General features: G+C 70.6%; 13 protein-coding genes and 1 riboswitch. Of the genes, 10 read left to right on the forward strand and 3 right to left on the reverse strand.

The features are described from left to right. The first annotated feature begins 89 nt into the window (after positions 1-89). Entirely contained in the window at positions 90-1352 is a 1263-nt protein-coding gene (locus ACH41F_RS02665) for an Ig-like domain-containing protein (protein WP_398832386.1), read from the forward strand. 9 nt (positions 1353-1361) lie between these two features. On the opposite strand, the gene ACH41F_RS02670 is transcribed toward ACH41F_RS02665, so the two are convergent. Further along, positions 1362-1763: a hypothetical protein gene (locus ACH41F_RS02670; RefSeq protein WP_391229856.1), complete on the reverse strand. Its 402-nt coding sequence runs from the start codon at positions 1761-1763 to the stop codon at positions 1362-1364. Positions 1764-1934: 171 nt separating this feature from the next. On the opposite strand from ACH41F_RS02670, the gene ACH41F_RS02675 reads away from it, so the two are divergent. From ACH41F_RS02675 to ACH41F_RS02705, 7 genes are all read left to right on the forward strand, one after another. Continuing rightward, positions 1935-2555 carry a cytochrome c oxidase subunit 3 gene (locus ACH41F_RS02675; protein ID WP_391229859.1) on the forward strand — a complete coding sequence of 207 codons (621 nt, stop codon included), beginning with the start codon at positions 1935-1937 and terminating at the stop codon, positions 2553-2555. A 63-nt stretch (positions 2556-2618) separates the two neighbouring features. Next, positions 2619-3428, forward strand: coding sequence for a c-type cytochrome (locus tag ACH41F_RS02680; protein WP_391229861.1), 810 nt, complete (start codon positions 2619-2621; stop codon positions 3426-3428). Next, positions 3425-4480, forward strand: a complete 1056-nt coding sequence (locus tag ACH41F_RS02685; protein WP_391229863.1) for a Rieske 2Fe-2S domain-containing protein — start codon at positions 3425-3427, stop codon at positions 4478-4480. The genes ACH41F_RS02680 and ACH41F_RS02685 overlap by 4 nt, the downstream gene beginning before the upstream one ends. Then, positions 4477-6117 carry a cytochrome b N-terminal domain-containing protein gene (locus ACH41F_RS02690; protein ID WP_391229864.1) on the forward strand — a complete coding sequence of 547 codons (1641 nt, stop codon included), beginning with the start codon at positions 4477-4479 and terminating at the stop codon, positions 6115-6117. The genes ACH41F_RS02685 and ACH41F_RS02690 overlap by 4 nt, the downstream gene beginning before the upstream one ends. A 122-nt stretch (positions 6118-6239) precedes the next feature. Beyond that, positions 6240-7304 carry an anthranilate phosphoribosyltransferase gene (trpD, locus tag ACH41F_RS02695; RefSeq protein ID WP_398832392.1) on the forward strand — a complete coding sequence of 355 codons (1065 nt, stop codon included), beginning with the start codon at positions 6240-6242 and terminating at the stop codon, positions 7302-7304. Positions 7305-7542: 238 nt separating this feature from the next. Further along, positions 7543-7659: riboswitch (SAM riboswitch) on the forward strand. A 152-nt stretch (positions 7660-7811) separates the two neighbouring features. Further along, a complete protein-coding gene (locus tag ACH41F_RS02700; RefSeq protein ID WP_398832394.1) occupies positions 7812-9173 on the forward strand; it encodes an aminotransferase class V-fold PLP-dependent enzyme in 1362 nt (453 codons plus the stop codon). Positions 9174-9237: 64 nt separating this feature from the next. Next, positions 9238-11445 carry a PQQ-binding-like beta-propeller repeat protein gene (locus tag ACH41F_RS02705; RefSeq protein ID WP_398832397.1) on the forward strand — a complete coding sequence of 736 codons (2208 nt, stop codon included), beginning with the start codon at positions 9238-9240 and terminating at the stop codon, positions 11443-11445. A 34-nt stretch (positions 11446-11479) separates the two neighbouring features. Here the strand turns inward: ACH41F_RS02705 and ACH41F_RS02710 are convergent, their stop codons facing one another. Both ACH41F_RS02710 and ACH41F_RS02715 read right to left on the reverse strand, forming a co-directional pair. Continuing rightward, complete coding sequence (locus tag ACH41F_RS02710) at positions 11480-11761, reverse strand: Lrp/AsnC ligand binding domain-containing protein (RefSeq protein WP_391229872.1); 282 nt, start codon at positions 11759-11761, stop codon at positions 11480-11482. Between the two features lie 42 nt (positions 11762-11803). Beyond that, a complete protein-coding gene (locus tag ACH41F_RS02715) occupies positions 11804-12562 on the reverse strand; it encodes a rhomboid family intramembrane serine protease (protein ID WP_391229874.1) in 759 nt (252 codons plus the stop codon). 163 nt (positions 12563-12725) lie between these two features. Between ACH41F_RS02715 and ACH41F_RS02720 the strand changes: the two genes are divergently transcribed. Both ACH41F_RS02720 and ACH41F_RS02725 read left to right on the forward strand, forming a co-directional pair. Further along, positions 12726-12965, forward strand: coding sequence for a hypothetical protein (locus tag ACH41F_RS02720; RefSeq protein WP_391229876.1), 240 nt, complete (start codon positions 12726-12728; stop codon positions 12963-12965). A 38-nt stretch (positions 12966-13003) separates the two neighbouring features. After that, the gene (locus ACH41F_RS02725) at positions 13004-14347 is read left to right on the forward strand and encodes an NYN domain-containing protein (protein WP_398832401.1); all 1344 of its coding nucleotides are present in this window, start codon (positions 13004-13006) and stop codon (positions 14345-14347) included. Positions 14348-14516 lie beyond the last annotated feature (169 nt).

The raw sequence follows: 14516 nt of genomic DNA on the forward strand, positions 1-14516 counted from the left end.
GCAGTTGCGGTCTCCTTCTGCAGCAGCCCGGGTCCCCCAGAGGGGTGACCCACCGCGCCGCCGCCGACGAAGCTTCTTAGCGTGAGCTCATGAGCCAGACTCCGCGTACGCGCACCGTCCTCTCCTGCACGCTGCTGGTGGTCGCCCTGACCGCCGGGGCCACCGCCTGCGGCAGCGACGGCAACCCGCTGTCGGCGGCGCCGTACGACGCGGCGGACCAGGTGTCCTTCAACGGCCCCGCGGGCGAGGGCCGGAAGGCCGACCCGGACAAGCCCCTGGAGGTCACCGCCGAGGACTCCGACGGGCGCATCACGGACGTCACGGCCCTGGACGCCACAGGACGCTATGTGGCGGGCGAACTCTCCGCCGACGGCACCCGCTGGCACAGCACCAGCCCGCTGGCCGCCAGCGCCCACTACACCGTCCGGGTGAGCACGGAGGACGAGGACGGGGCGCCGGGCCGCGAGGTCCTCGCCTTCGACACCGGCAAGCCGCTCACCAAGAAGCGCCTGAAGGTCACCTTCGGGCCCAAGGCGGGCACGTACGGCGTCGGCCAGCCCATCACGGCCGAGCTCAGCAAGCCCGTCAAGGACAGGGCGCAACGCGCGGTCGTGGAGCGGGCGCTCAAGGTCGACTCGATGCCCGCCGTGGAAGGCGCTTGGCACTGGGTGGACGACAAGGAGCTGCACTACCGCCCCAAGGAGTACTGGCCCGCCCACGCCACCATCCAGGTGCGAAGCAACCTCGAGGGCATCAAGATCAGCGATCGACTGTGGGGCGGCGAGGTGAAGCCGCTGAAGCTCACCACGGGCGACCGGGTCATCGCCGTCACGGACGCCTCCTCGCACTCCATGACGGTCTACAAGAACGGCAAGGCGATCAACGAGATCCCCGTCACCACCGGCAAGCCCGGCTTCGAGACCCGCAACGGCGTCAAGGTCGTCCTCGGCAAGGAGCACTTCGTACGGATGCGCGGCACCAGCATCGGTATCGCCGAGGGCTCCTCGGAGTCGTACGACCTGCCCGTCTACTGGGCGACCCGGGTCACCTGGAGCGGTGAGTACGTGCACGCCGCGCCCTGGTCCGTGGGGTCCCAGGGGTACGCGAACGTCAGCCACGGGTGCACGGGCATGAGCACCGGCAACGCCGAGTGGTTCTTCGACAACGTCCGCGAGGGTGACGTCGTCAAGGTCGTGAACTCCTACGGCGACACCATGGAGACCTTCGGCAACGGCTTCGGCGACTGGAACCTCGGCTGGCCGAAGTGGCGCAAGGGCAGCGCCCTGGTGGGCGGGAGCCCCGACGGCCCCCGCCCCGAGGAGAAGGCGAGACTGCGTCCCGAATCGGTCTGAGCGGCCGTGTCAGGCGCTCAGGGCCTTCCTGCCGCGCAGCAGCGACGCCAGCGCCGACGCGAACTCCACCGGGTCCACCGGCAGCGTCACGGCCGCGTCCGCACGGCTCCAGGTGGCCAGCCAGGCGTCCTGGGGCCGGCCGATCAGCAGCAGGACCGGCGGGCAGTCGAACACCTCGTCCTTGACCTGGCGGCACAGTCCCATGCCGCCCATCGGCGCGGCCTCGCCGTCCAGCACGGCGACATCGATGCCGCCCCGGTCCAGTTCCTTGATCGCGGCGGCCGGGGTCGCGCACTCGACGAACTCGATCAGGGGCGCGTCGGGGGCGGGCCTGCGCCCGGTGGCCAACCGCACCTGCTCGCGGGTGCCTGCGTCATCGCTGTAGACCAGCACCGTGGCGGTCGCCTGCATCGTTCCTCCGCGCGTCATTGGTCGGGTACCGATGCGGCGGATGCTACTCCCTCGGACTCGCCGTCAACACCCGCTGGAACACCCCTGCGATGGGCCATCCGGGCAGTACACACGCTGCGGACACTCCGAACGGCACCCCCCGGGGTGAGGGCGGGATAAGCGACCGACATAATGTCGGTCGTGGCGACAGCAACGACAGTAGAAACCGGGCACGCGCACCCGTCGGTCAACCGGCCGAACCTCACCAGCGTCGGAACCATCATCTGGCTGAGTTCCGAGCTGATGTTCTTCGCGGCCCTCTTCGCGATGTACTTCACCCTGCGATCGGTGACCGGTCCGGATCACTGGAAGGAAATGGCTCATGCCCTGAACTTCCCGTTCTCCGCGACGAACACCACGATCCTGGTGCTCTCCTCCCTCACCTGCCAGCTCGGCGTGTTCGCCGCCGAGCGCGGTGACGTGAAGAAGCTCCGGATGTGGTTCATCGTCACCTTCGTGATGGGTGCGATCTTCATCGGCGGTCAGGTGTTCGAGTACACCGAGCTGGTCAAGAAGGACGGGCTCTCGCTCTCCTCGGACCCGTACGGTTCGGTCTTCTACCTGACCACCGGCTTCCACGGCCTGCACGTGACAGGTGGCCTCATCGCCTTCCTGTTCGTCCTCGGCCGCACCTACGCGGCCAAGAGGTTCACTCACGAGCAGGCGACCGCCGCCATCGTCGTGTCCTACTACTGGCACTTCGTCGATGTCGTCTGGATCGGCCTCTTCGCCACGATCTACATGATCAAGTAGCCGGGCCCGCTCCCGCACATTCCAGAAGCATCGACGCAGAAGATCCTGACACCGGGGTAATCCGTGAAAAAGCTCTCCGCACGACGACGCCATCCGCTGGCGGCGGTCGTCGTCCTACTCCTCGCGCTGGCGGCCACTGGGGGGCTGTACGCCGCGTTCGCGCCCGCGGACAAGGCGCAGGCCGATGAGACCGCCCAGTCCCTCACCATCGAGGAGGGCAAGAAGCTCTACGCCGTGGGCTGCGCCAGCTGCCACGGCACCGGTGGTCAGGGCACCACCGACGGCCCGAGCCTCGTGGGTGTGGGCGCCGCGGCCGTCGACTTCCAGGTCGGCACCGGCCGTATGCCGGCGCAGCAGCCGGGCGCGCAGGTCCCGAAGAAGAAGGTCATCTACACGCAGGCCGAGATCGACCAGCTCGCCGCGTACATCTCCTCCCTGGGGGCCGGTCCGGCCATCCCGACGAAGAACGAGTACAGCCCGGACGGGGCGGACATCGCCAAGGGTGGCGAGCTGTTCCGCACCAACTGCGCGCAGTGCCACAACTTCACCGGCAAGGGCGGTGCGCTCACGCACGGCAAGTTCGCGCCGAGCCTCGAAGGCGTCGACCCGAAGCACATCTACGAGGCCATGCAGACCGGCCCGCAGAACATGCCGTCGTTCCCCGACACCACGCTGTCGGAGCAGAACAAGAAGGACATCATCGCGTACCTCGACGCGGTCAACGGCGACGACACCGAGAGCCCCGGCGGCCTCGAACTGGGCGGACTCGGTCCGGTCAGCGAGGGCCTGTTCGCGTGGGTGTTCGGACTCGGTGCGCTCATCGCGGTTGCCGTCTGGCTCGCCGCTCGGACCGCAAAGGCCAAGAAGTCATGAGTAGCCAAGACATTCCGGAAGAGAACCTGCCCGCAGAGCAGGACAAGCACGGCGCGGTGGACGTCCCGGACGACAAGAACCCCTTCGCCGACCCGGGTCTGCCGCCCCACGAGCACCGTGTGCAGGACATCGACGAGCGGGCCGCCCGGCGGTCCGAGCGCACGGTGGCCATGCTGTTCACGGTGTCGATGCTGGCCACGGTCGCCTTCATCGTCTCCTACGTGGCGGTGCCGCACGACAGGTCGATCTTCGTCTTCCCGATCGGTCACATCAACGCGCTGAACTTCGCGCTCGGTCTGACCCTCGGTGTGGCGCTCTTCTCGATCGGCGCGGGCGCGGTCCACTGGGCCCGCACCCTGATGTCCGACGAGGAGATGGTCGACGAGCGGCACCCGATCGCCGCCCCGCCGGAGCTGCGCGAGAAGGTCTTCGACGACTGGAAGGCGGGCACCAAGGAGTCCGCGATCGGCCGTCGCAAGCTGATCCGCAACACGATGCTCGGCGCGCTCACCCTGGTGCCGCTCTCCGGCGTCGTGCTGCTGCGCGACCTCGGCCCGCTCCCCGGGACCAAGCTCCGCCACACCATGTGGAAGAAGGGGCTGCTGCTCGTCAACATGAACACGAACGAGCCGCTGCGCCCCTCGGACGTCGCCGTCGGTTCGCTCACCTTCGCCAAGCCCGAGGGCCTGGAGGAGCACGACCACGACTTCCAGACGGAGATCGCCAAGGCGGCCCTGATGATCGTCCGCATCCAGCCGGACGACATCAAGGACAAGCGCGAGCTCGAGTGGTCCCACGAGGGCATCGTCGCGTACTCGAAGATCTGCACCCACGTCGGTTGCCCGATCTCCCTGTACGAGCAGCAGACGCACCACGTGCTCTGCCCCTGCCACCAGTCCACCTTCGACCTCTCCGACGGTGCCCGAGTGATCTTCGGCCCCGCCGGTCACGCCCTGCCGCAGCTGCGCATCGCCGTGAACGACGAGGGCTACCTCGAAGCGCAGGGCGACTTCGAAGAGCCTGTCGGTCCTGCCTTCTGGGAGCGCGGATGAGCACCAACGCGAACACCGAGTCCGCCCGCGACCGCGGGAAGGCACCGGCCGGCGAGAAGTTCGCCGACTGGGCCGACGGCCGACTGGGGATCTACTCCCTGGCCAAGGCCAACATGCGCAAGATCTTCCCCGACCACTGGTCGTTCATGCTGGGCGAGATCTGCATGTACAGCTTCATCATCATCATCCTCACGGGTGTGTACCTGACGCTGTTCTTCCACCCGTCGATGAACGAGGTGGAGTACCACGGCAGTTACGTCCCGCTCCAGGGTCAGCTGATGTCGGAGGCGTTCAGCTCCACGCTGCACATCTCCTTCGACGTCCGTGGCGGTCTGCTCATCCGGCAGATCCACCACTGGGCGGCGCTGATCTTCCTCGCCGGCATGTTCGTGCACATGATGCGCGTGTTCTTCACGGGCGCGTTCCGCAAGCCGCGTGAGGTCAACTGGCTGTTCGGCTTCCTGCTGTTCGTCCTGGGCATGTTCACCGGCTTCACCGGTTACTCCCTCCCGGACGACCTGCTCTCCGGCACCGGTGTGCGCTTCATGGAGGGCGCGATCCTGTCCGTGCCGATCGTCGGCACGTACCTGTCGTTCTTCCTGTTCGGCGGCGAGTTCCCGGGCGGCGACTTCGTGGCCCGCTTCTACTCGGTCCACATCCTGCTGCTGCCGGGCATCATGCTCGGCCTGATGGTGGCGCACCTGATCCTGGTGTTCGTCCACAAGCACACGCAGTACGCGGGTCCGGGCAAGACCAACAAGAACGTCGTCGGCATGCCGCTGTTCCCGGTCTACACGGCCAAGGCCGGAGGCTTCTTCTTCCTGGTCTTCGGTGTCATCGCGGTCATTTCGGCCATCGCCTCGATCAACCCGATCTGGGCCATGGGTCCCTACCGGCCCGACCAGGTGTCCACGGGCGCCCAGCCGGACTGGTACATGGGCTTCTCCGAGGGCCTGATCCGTGTCATGCCGGGCTGGGAGATCGACTTCTGGGGCCACACGCTCGTCCTGGGTGTGTTCATCCCGCTGATGATCTTCCCGCTGGTCCTGGTCGCGATCGCGGTCTACCCGTTCATCGAGGCCTGGGTCACCGGCGACAAGCGCGAGCACCACATCCTGGACCGCCCGCGCAACGCCCCGACGCGTACCGCCTTCGGTGTCGCCTGGCTGACGGTGTACTTCGTGCTGCTGATCGGTGGCGGCAACGACCTGTGGGCCACGCACTTCCACCTGTCGATCAACTCGATCACCTGGTTCGTCCGGATCGCGTTCTTCGTCGCGCCGGTGCTCGCGTTCATCGTCACCAAGCGGGTCTGCCTCGGCCTCCAGCGCCGCGACCGGGACAAGGTGCTGCACGGCCGCGAGTCCGGCATCATCAAGCGCCTGCCGCACGGTGAGTTCATCGAGGTGCACGAGCCGCTCAGCCAGGAGCAGCTGCACACGCTCACGGCGCACGAGCAGTACAAGCCGGCCGAGATCGGCCCGACGGTCGACGAGAACGGCGTCGAGCGCAAGGTGAAGGGTTCCGAGAAGCTGCGCGTCAAGCTGAGCAAGGCTTACTACGGCGAGGAGTCCCAGATCCCCAAGCCGACCGTCGAGGAGTACAAGGAGATCACGAGCGGCCACGGCCACCACTGATCGCTGCGCTCGCCACGCGCGCCCGCAGGGCCCCCGTCCGGTCTTCGGACGGGGGCCCTGCCGCGTGCTCCGAGCTGGATAGGGTGGGCCCACCACGTTCTACGACAACCAGGAGCGGCCTGATGAGCGCTGTGACCCCCGCTGGAGGCGACACCGCGGCGGGCCGTTCCTGGCCCGAGGTGCTGAGCACCCTGCTCGGCGGGCGGGACCTGACCGCCGGTGACACGGCGTGGGCCATGGACCGCTTCATGAGCGGCGAGGCCACGGACGCCCAGATCGCGGGCTTCATGGTGGCCCTGCGGGCCAAGGGCGAGACGGTCGAGGAGATCACCGGTCTGGTGGAGGCGATGTACGCCCACGCCCAGCCGCTGGACATCCCCGGCCCCGCCGTCGACATCGTCGGCACCGGCGGCGACCGGGCGAAGACGGTCAACATCTCCACGATGTCCGCCATCGTGATCGCGGGCGCCGGTGCCAAGGTCGTCAAGCACGGCAACCGGGCCTCCTCCTCGGCGAGCGGTTCGTCCGACGTGCTGGAGAAGCTCGGCATCAACCTGGACCTGTCGCCCGCGCGGGTGGCCGAGGTGGTGGACGAGGCCGGCATCACCTTCTGCTTCGCGGCCAAGTTCCACCCCTCGATGCGGTTCGTCGGCGGGGTCCGACGGGATCTGGGGATCCCGACCTCCTTCAACCTCCTCGGCCCGCTGACCAACCCCGCCCGGGTCACCGCCTCGGCGGTCGGCTGCTTCGACACCCGCATGGCGGGGCTCATCGCGGGGGTGCTCGCCGAGCGCGGTTCCTCCGCGCTGGTCTTCCGCGGCGACGACGGCCTGGACGAGCTGACGACCACGGCCACCTCGCACGTGTGGATCGTCCGCGACGGCACGGTGCGCGAGGAGGCCTTCGACCCGCGGGACGTCGGCATCGAGCTGGTGCCGGTGGAGGCCCTGCGCGGCGCGGACGCCTCGTTCAACGCCGAGGTCGCGCGACGGCTGCTGGACGGCGAGACCGGCGCGGTGCGGGACGCCGTGCTGCTCAACTCGGCCGCCGCGCTGGTGGCGCTGACACCGACCGGGGCGCCGCTGGTGGACCAGATCAGGGCCGGCATGGAGAGGGCCGCCGAGTCCATCGACTCCGGCGGGGCCAAGCGGACGCTGGAGCGCTGGGTGGCGGCAAGCAACGCGTAGCGCCGGCCTCGAGAGGCGGCACCTCGTCAGCGCGGCTGAGCGGGGGGCGGCGGGGCGTCGACGCGACAGGGGTCCCAGGAGTGGGGGAGTCGGCAGCCTCGGGGCAGTGCGGAAGGCGCGCCGGCTCCCGCGACGCCGGCATGATCCGCCGGGCGGGCCCCGGCGTGCCCCGGCTGTCGTCCCGCGATCCGGACACGGGTTGCGGGGCGACGATCACATCGCGTACGTTCCTGTACCAGGTCATGAGTGACAGTCATGAGGCCCCGGCCGACTGTCCGGCAACCCTCCGTCCGTGGCGGGGTGCCCCGGGTGAGGACCAGGTCGTAGGCAGCGAGGTCTACGACAAGCGCGGACCCCTCGAGATACCAGGGGTCCTGGTCGTCGAGGAGCCTTCCGTGAGCAAGCGAATGCGATAGGGCCGCCGAGCCCCGCCTCCGCGCACCCTTCTCTTTTCCTTTTCCCGCATGCCGTGCCGTCCTTCCGCATGCCCTCTCACGGGAGTTCCCCATGTCTGTCTCCACCGCTGCCGCCGCCCAGACGCTGTGCGCCCCGCTGCCCGTTCTGGGGCGTGATGTCACCGTCCCGCTCGTCACGGGCGGCGAGACCACCTATGCGGCCCTCGACTACGCGGCCAGCGCCCCCGCCCTCCAGCGGGTCTGGGACGACGTGGCGGCCTACGCCCCCTACTACGGCAGCGTCCACCGGGGTGCCGGCTACCTCTCCCAGCTCTCGACGGACCTGTTCGAGAACGCCCGCCGGACCGTCGCGGAGTTCCTGGACTGCCGGGACGACGACCAGCTGATCTTCACCCGCTCCACCACGGACTCCCTCAACCTGCTGGCCCAGGCCCTCCCCGCCGACTGCCAGGTCTTCGTCTTCGAGACCGAGCACCACGCGAGCCTGCTGCCCTGGCAGGACGCCCGGGTCAGCTACCTCGACGCCCCGCGCACCCCGGCCCAGGCCGTCGAGACCCTGGAGAAGGCCCTCGCCGACCGCGCCCCCCACGGCCCGGCCCTGGTCTGCGTGACCGGCGCCTCCAACGTCACCGGTGAGCTGTGGCCGGTCCGTGAACTGGCCGCCGCCGCCCACGCGCACGGCGCCCGGATCGTGCTGGACGCCGCCCAGCTGGCCCCCCACCACCCGGTGTCGGTCCAGGACCTCGACGTCGACTGGGTCGCCTTCTCCGGGCACAAGCTGTACGCCCCCTTCGGCTCCGGCGTCCTGGCCGGCCGCGCCGACTGGCTCGTCGCGGCCGACCCCTACCTCGCCGGCGGCGGCGCCAGCCGGAAGGTCACCCGGCGCGAGGACGGGGGAGTGGACGTGGAGTGGCACGAGAGTGCTGCCCGCCACGAGGCCGGTTCCCCCAACGTCATCGGCGCCTACTCCATCGCCTCCGCCTGCAAGGCCCTCACCGAGGCCGGCTTCGACACCCTGGTCGCCCGCGAGCAGCACCTGATCGAGAAGGTCCGCCAGGGTCTCGCCGAGGTCCCCGAGGTCCGCGTCCTGTCCCTCTTCGGGGACGACGCCCCCCGGGTCGGCGTGATCTCCTTCGTCGTCGAGGGCTGGAACAGCTCCCACTTCGCCGCCGCCCTCTCCGCCGAGTACGGCATCGGCGTGCGCGACGGCCTCTTCTGCGCCCACCCCCTCGTGCGCACCCTCCTCGGCAGCGACCCGCAGACCCAGGGCGAGTGCGGGGCCCCGGAGGCCGCGCCCGGCGAGAAGTCCCTGAACGCGATCCGGGTGAGCTTCGGTGCGGGCACGCCGGACGAGCACGTGGAGCGGTTCGTGACCGCGGTGCGCGAGCTCGTCGCCGAGGGGGCGAAGTGGACGTACCGCACGGAGGACGGCCGTTGCGTCCCGGCGGTCTGACCTGCCGACAGGCCTGCTATACCCTGCCTCCTCGAGAGGTTCACGCGGGACGGGGGAGCGGGAAGTGCAGGCGCTGCGCGCGACGGACCCACGCAGGATCGGCCCGTACGAGGTGCGGGGCCGGCTCGGCTCGGGCGGTATGGGCGAGGTCTATCTCGCCGAATCGCGGACGGGACTGCGGCTGGCGGTGAAGGTCGTGCGGTCCGAGTACGCCCAGGACCGCACCTTCCGCGCCCGGTTCCGGCAGGAGGTGCGGGCCGCCCAGACGGTCGGCGGGTCCGGGACGTACACCGCGCGGGTGGTCGACGCCGATCCCGAGGGCGAGCACCCCTGGATGGCGACCGAGTTCGTGACGGGGCCGAACCTCCGGGACGCGGTGCTGGACGGCGGGCCCCTGCCGGAGCCGGCGGTCCGGGTGCTGGCGGGGGCGCTGGGCGAGGCGCTGGCCGCGATCCACGCCAAGGGCATGGTCCACCGCGACCTGAAGCCGTCCAACATCCTGCTGGCCCCCGACGGCCCCCGGGTCATCGACTTCGGGATCGTCCGGGCGCTGGAGGCGACGGCGATGACCCGTACGGGTGCGATCGTCGGTTCGGTCGGCTATGTCTCCCCCGAGCAGATCCGCAACGGCGGGCAGGTCGGTCCGCCGAGCGACGTCTTCGCGCTGGGCGCGGTGCTGGCGTACGCGGCCAGCGGCCGTGAGCCCTTCGGGGAGGGGCAGGACTCGGTGATCCTGCTGCGCGTGCTGACCCGGGACTTCGACCTGAAGGGCGTGCCGGAGGGACTGCTGCCGCTGGTGGAGTCGTGTCTGCGTGAGGAGCCGGGAGAGCGGCCGACGCCCGAGGCGGTGGTCGAGGCCGTGGGGCACACGGCGGGGTCGCTGCGGGAGAGCGTGCGGGCGGGCTGGTTCACGGCCGCCGCGCCGGACCCCGTGGCCGCCAGGGCGGACGGACGGTGGGTTCCGCAGGGGGAGCGGGAGAGCCGGGTCGAGTACGTGGCGCCGGTGACGGTGACGGACGCGGTGGTGCCGGGCGCCCCCGAGGCGCCCGTGCCGTCGGCCGCGACCGCGCCGGAGACGGTGGGCTCCCGGCCGGTGCCCTCGCGGCGCGGGCTGCTGCGGGCCCTGGCGGGCGGGGCCGTGGTCGCCGGTGCCGGGGGAGCGGGCGGCTGGTGGTGGCTCAAGGAGTCCGACGGCGGCGCGACAGGCGACCAGTCGGGTGCGGGCACGCCGACCGTGGCGAAGAAGGCGACCGTGAGCTGGACGTACGACGTCGGCGCGCCCAGTGTGGCCGACGGGCCCTGCGGTGCCCTCTCCGCCGACGGCGGGGTGTTGTACGTCGCCGTGGAGGGCGGGACCCTGCGGGCCGTGGGCAGCGACGGCGCCGAACGCTGGAAGGTGAGCCTCATCGAGGGGCAGGCCACCGTCACCAGGCCGGTCGTCACGGACGACGGGATCTTCATCGCCGTGGTCACCGACGAGGAGGCCGCGCAGGGCGGACCGGCCGCCCCGGGACGGCTCGTCGCGGTGAGCGTCAGAGGCGAGCAGATGTGGTCCAAGACGCTGCCCAGCGGCTACTTCCGTCAGCCCGTGGCCCTCGGGGACACCGTCGTCGTCGCCAGTGCGGTGAGCGCGTTCGACGGCAAGGGCATCGTCCAGGCGTACGACACCACGGGCAACGTGCGCTGGGACGCGTCACTGGGCGGGGGGCCGACGGAGAGCCCCGTGGTGGCCGACGGCGTGCTCTATGTGCCCAGCTACGACAACCACCTCTACGCGCTCGCCGACGACGGCGCCACCGTGCTGTTCAAGGCCGACCTGAAGGGCGATGCCGACCGGCCCGCCGTGCACGGCGGCACCGTGATCGTGAGCCCCGGGAACGACGCGCACGACCTGCTCGGGCTGGACCTCAAGGGGAACCTGCGCTGGCGGAAGGCGGGCCTCGCCGGTTCGTACGTCGCGGCCGAGGGCGTGGACACCTTCGACTTCCTGGGGGTGGCCGACGACGACGCCGTGCTCAGGGCGCTCACCAGGGACGGGGACGTCGTCTGGGAGTACTCCACCGGCGGGGCCTGCTCGGACCCGGCGCTGGTGGACTCCACGATCTATGTGCGCGCGGACACCGACGTCCACGCCCTGGACACGGACGGCAAGATGATCTGGCGGGCCGGGGCGGGCGTGGACGGAGGCGCCGTCCTGACGCCCGTGGTCACCGGCCGCCGCGTCTACGCCGCCACGGCCAAGGGCATCACCGCGCTCGACGTCGAGGGCTAGTGCCGCGCCGGGGCGAGCGTCGCCTGCCGCGGCGCTAGCTGTCCAGCCCGATCGCGAACGCCGCCTCCAGGTCGTGCTGGGAGTACGTGCGGAAGGCGACGTGGGTGTCGGTGCCCTCGACGCCCGGGATCTTGCTGATGTTGCCAGGGATGACCTCGGCGAGGTCCTCGTGCCGCTTGACCCGGACCATGGCGATCAGGTCGTAGGTGCCGGTGACGGAGAAGACCTCGCTGACGGAGTCCAGGGCCGCGATCGACTCGGCGATCTCGGGGATCCGGTCCACGCTGGTCTTGATGAGGACGATCGCGGTGATCACGGCTGGTTCTCTCCCTCGGGGGCCGCTGCTGGGGCTCTCACCCTACTCGCGGTCCACCTGGCCCGGTTGGTCCGCCGGGGGTCCCGGGGCCGCTCCCCGGAAGGGCACGGCGGGGGCGCGGCCGAAGCGCACCCACGCGAAGGCGAAGCCCAGGCCGAAGCCCACCAGATGGGCCAGGTACGCCACCCCGGGGCCGCGCGAGGCCTGCCCCGCCGCCAGCCACTGGAGGGCCGCCCAGAAGGGCAGCACGACCCAGGCCGGGAAGCGCAGGGGGAGGAAGAAGAGGAACGGCAGCAGGCTTGTCACCCGGGCCCCGGGGAAGAGATACAGAAACGCCCCGAGCACCGCCGAGATCGCCCCCGAGGCGCCGACCAGGGACTGTTCGGACTCGGCGTTGGCGGCTGCGTAGCCCAGCAGCGCGAGATAGCCGCAGCCCAGGTAGAAGAGGGTGAACTGGACGCGGCCCATCCGTTCCTCGGTCATCCCGCCGAAGACGTAGAGGAAGAGCATGTTGCCGAGGAGGTGGACCCAGCTGCCGTGGACGAAGAGTGCGGTCGCCGGGGTGAGCAGGGCTCGGGCCGAGCCCTCGAACAGTTCTGCGGGGACGACACCCCAGCGGTGGAAGTAGGCGCGCTGGGCCGCGAGCAGCTCGTCGCCGGTGCCGTACGCCGGGTTGAGTCCCGCCGGCGGACCGATCACGAAGAGCGCGCAGCACAGGGCGATGAGGCCGTAGGTCACCGGCGCGGACCGCCACAGCGACCTGCTGGCCCGGGCGGCTCCTGCGCTCCAGTTGCTGATCATGAACACAGAGCATGACGTAACGGGACGCAAGCGGGCAGACCGCCTCGCCGCCGTGGACGGACCAGCGGCGAGTCCCCGCCAGGCCGTAGGGTTACCGCCACACGCCCGGCCGCCCGGTGCGTCGCGGACAATGGAAGACCTAGAAGGAAAGAGCTCAGTCACGATGACGGTTCCCCTGCCGACCGCCTCGACGCGCTGGCGCTGCAGCCTGTGCGGCAACCTCACGCGCTTCGATGTGACCCGCTCCTCGAAGGTCGTCGAGTACGTCCACCTCGACCTGGCCGGTGAGCCGAACGTCGAGGAGCGTGAGGTGGTCAGTGAGACCATCGAGTCGGTCCGCTGCCGCTGGTGCAACGCCGTGGACCAGGTGGAACTCGTGGACAGGCCGGGCGCCGGCTCCTGAGGGAGCGGGCCTCGCCGCAACGGTTGGGGTGTTGACGGATGGTGGAGAGCGCAGGCGGGGGGCCGGGCGACGGCGCCGCTGAGGTGCTCGACCGTCCGCTGCCCGAAGGTGTGCGCCGACGCGTCGTGCAGATCGTCTCCGACGGCTTCGGCGGGCTGACCGTCGGTGAACTGCCCGCACAGCTCAGACAGTACGCGCGGTTCGCCCCCAACCGGCGCGCCAAGTTCGCGGGCAACGCGATGGCGGCGGCGCTGGAGACGGACCCGCTGTTCCGGCAGCGGATCGGGGAGAAGTTCAGAGAGGCCCAGCCGGAACTGGCCGGCGCCCTCGACTCCGGCTCGCCGCCCCCGGCCGCGGACCCGCTCGACGTGGCGGCCGCGGCCTATGTTCTGCGCCCCACGGGCTGGGTGAAGCTCGTGACGGCCGCCGGCGAGGAGGCGCAGCGGGCCGACGCCGAGCGCGCCGACGAGGAGAACCGGGCCGAGCTGGAACGGCTGCGCGGGGAGCTGGCGCTCGCCCGGGAGCAGACCCGGAGCGAGACCGAGCGGCTGCGCGCGGAGCTGGAGTCGGCCAAGAAGGAAGCCGAATCGCTTCACCGCAAGCTGCGGGCCGCCCTCAGCGACGTCAAGCGCGGTGAGGCCGCCCTGCGCAAGCTGCGGGGCGAGATGGAGTCGGTCCGGGCGGAGGCACACACCCAGGTGTCCGCCTCCGAGGGCGAGGCGCGGCGCCTCAAGGCCCGCCTGGGCGAGGTCGAGGCGGCGCTGGAGGCCACCCGGCGGGCGGCCAGGGAAGGGCGCAGCGTCGAGGACATGCGGGTCCGGCTGCTGCTGGACACCGTGCTCGACGCCGCCCAGGGGCTGCGCCGCGAGCTGGCCTTGCCGCCGGTGTCGGTGCGCCCCGCCGAGACCGTGGACGCGGTGGAACCGGGCCGGATGACCCCGAAGGACATCGCGGCGCGGGCGCTGTCCGAGCACGACCCCGCGATCCTGGACCAGTTGCTCGCCCTGCCGCAGGCGCATCTGGTGGTCGACGGCTACAACGTCACCAAGACCGGCTATCCCCAGATGCCGCTGGAGAAGCAGCGGCTGCGGCTCCTCGGCCAGCTCTCGCAGCTCGCCGCGCAGACCGGGGCGGAGGTGACGTGCGTGTTCGACGGGGCCGAGCTGGCCGCGCCGGTGCTGCTGGCGCCGCCGCGCGGGGTGCGGGTGCTGTTCTCCAAACCGGGCGTCACGGCCGACGAGTTGATCCGCCAGCTGGTGCGCGCCGAGCCGCCGGGGCGGCCGGTCATCGTCGCCTCCACCGACCGTGAGGTGGCGGACGGGGTGGCCAGGGCGGGGGCGCGGCCGGTCGCCTCCGCGATGCTGCTGAAGCGGCTTTCCTGACCCCTGCGTATCACCTGCCCCAAACGTCAAAGCCCGGGCTCAATGCCCGAATTGGCGCAATCGTCACGCAACGTAGGGTCAAGCGGGCATCACCGCACGTGAGTTGTGTGTAAAGAATGCAGCCTGTGACGGGTTTTTTCGCGTGAGGATTTGAACTGATCACAAGAAG

It is taken from the genome of Streptomyces sp. NPDC020489, assembly GCF_044386545.1.
Classification (GTDB): domain Bacteria; phylum Actinomycetota; class Actinomycetes; order Streptomycetales; family Streptomycetaceae; genus Streptomyces.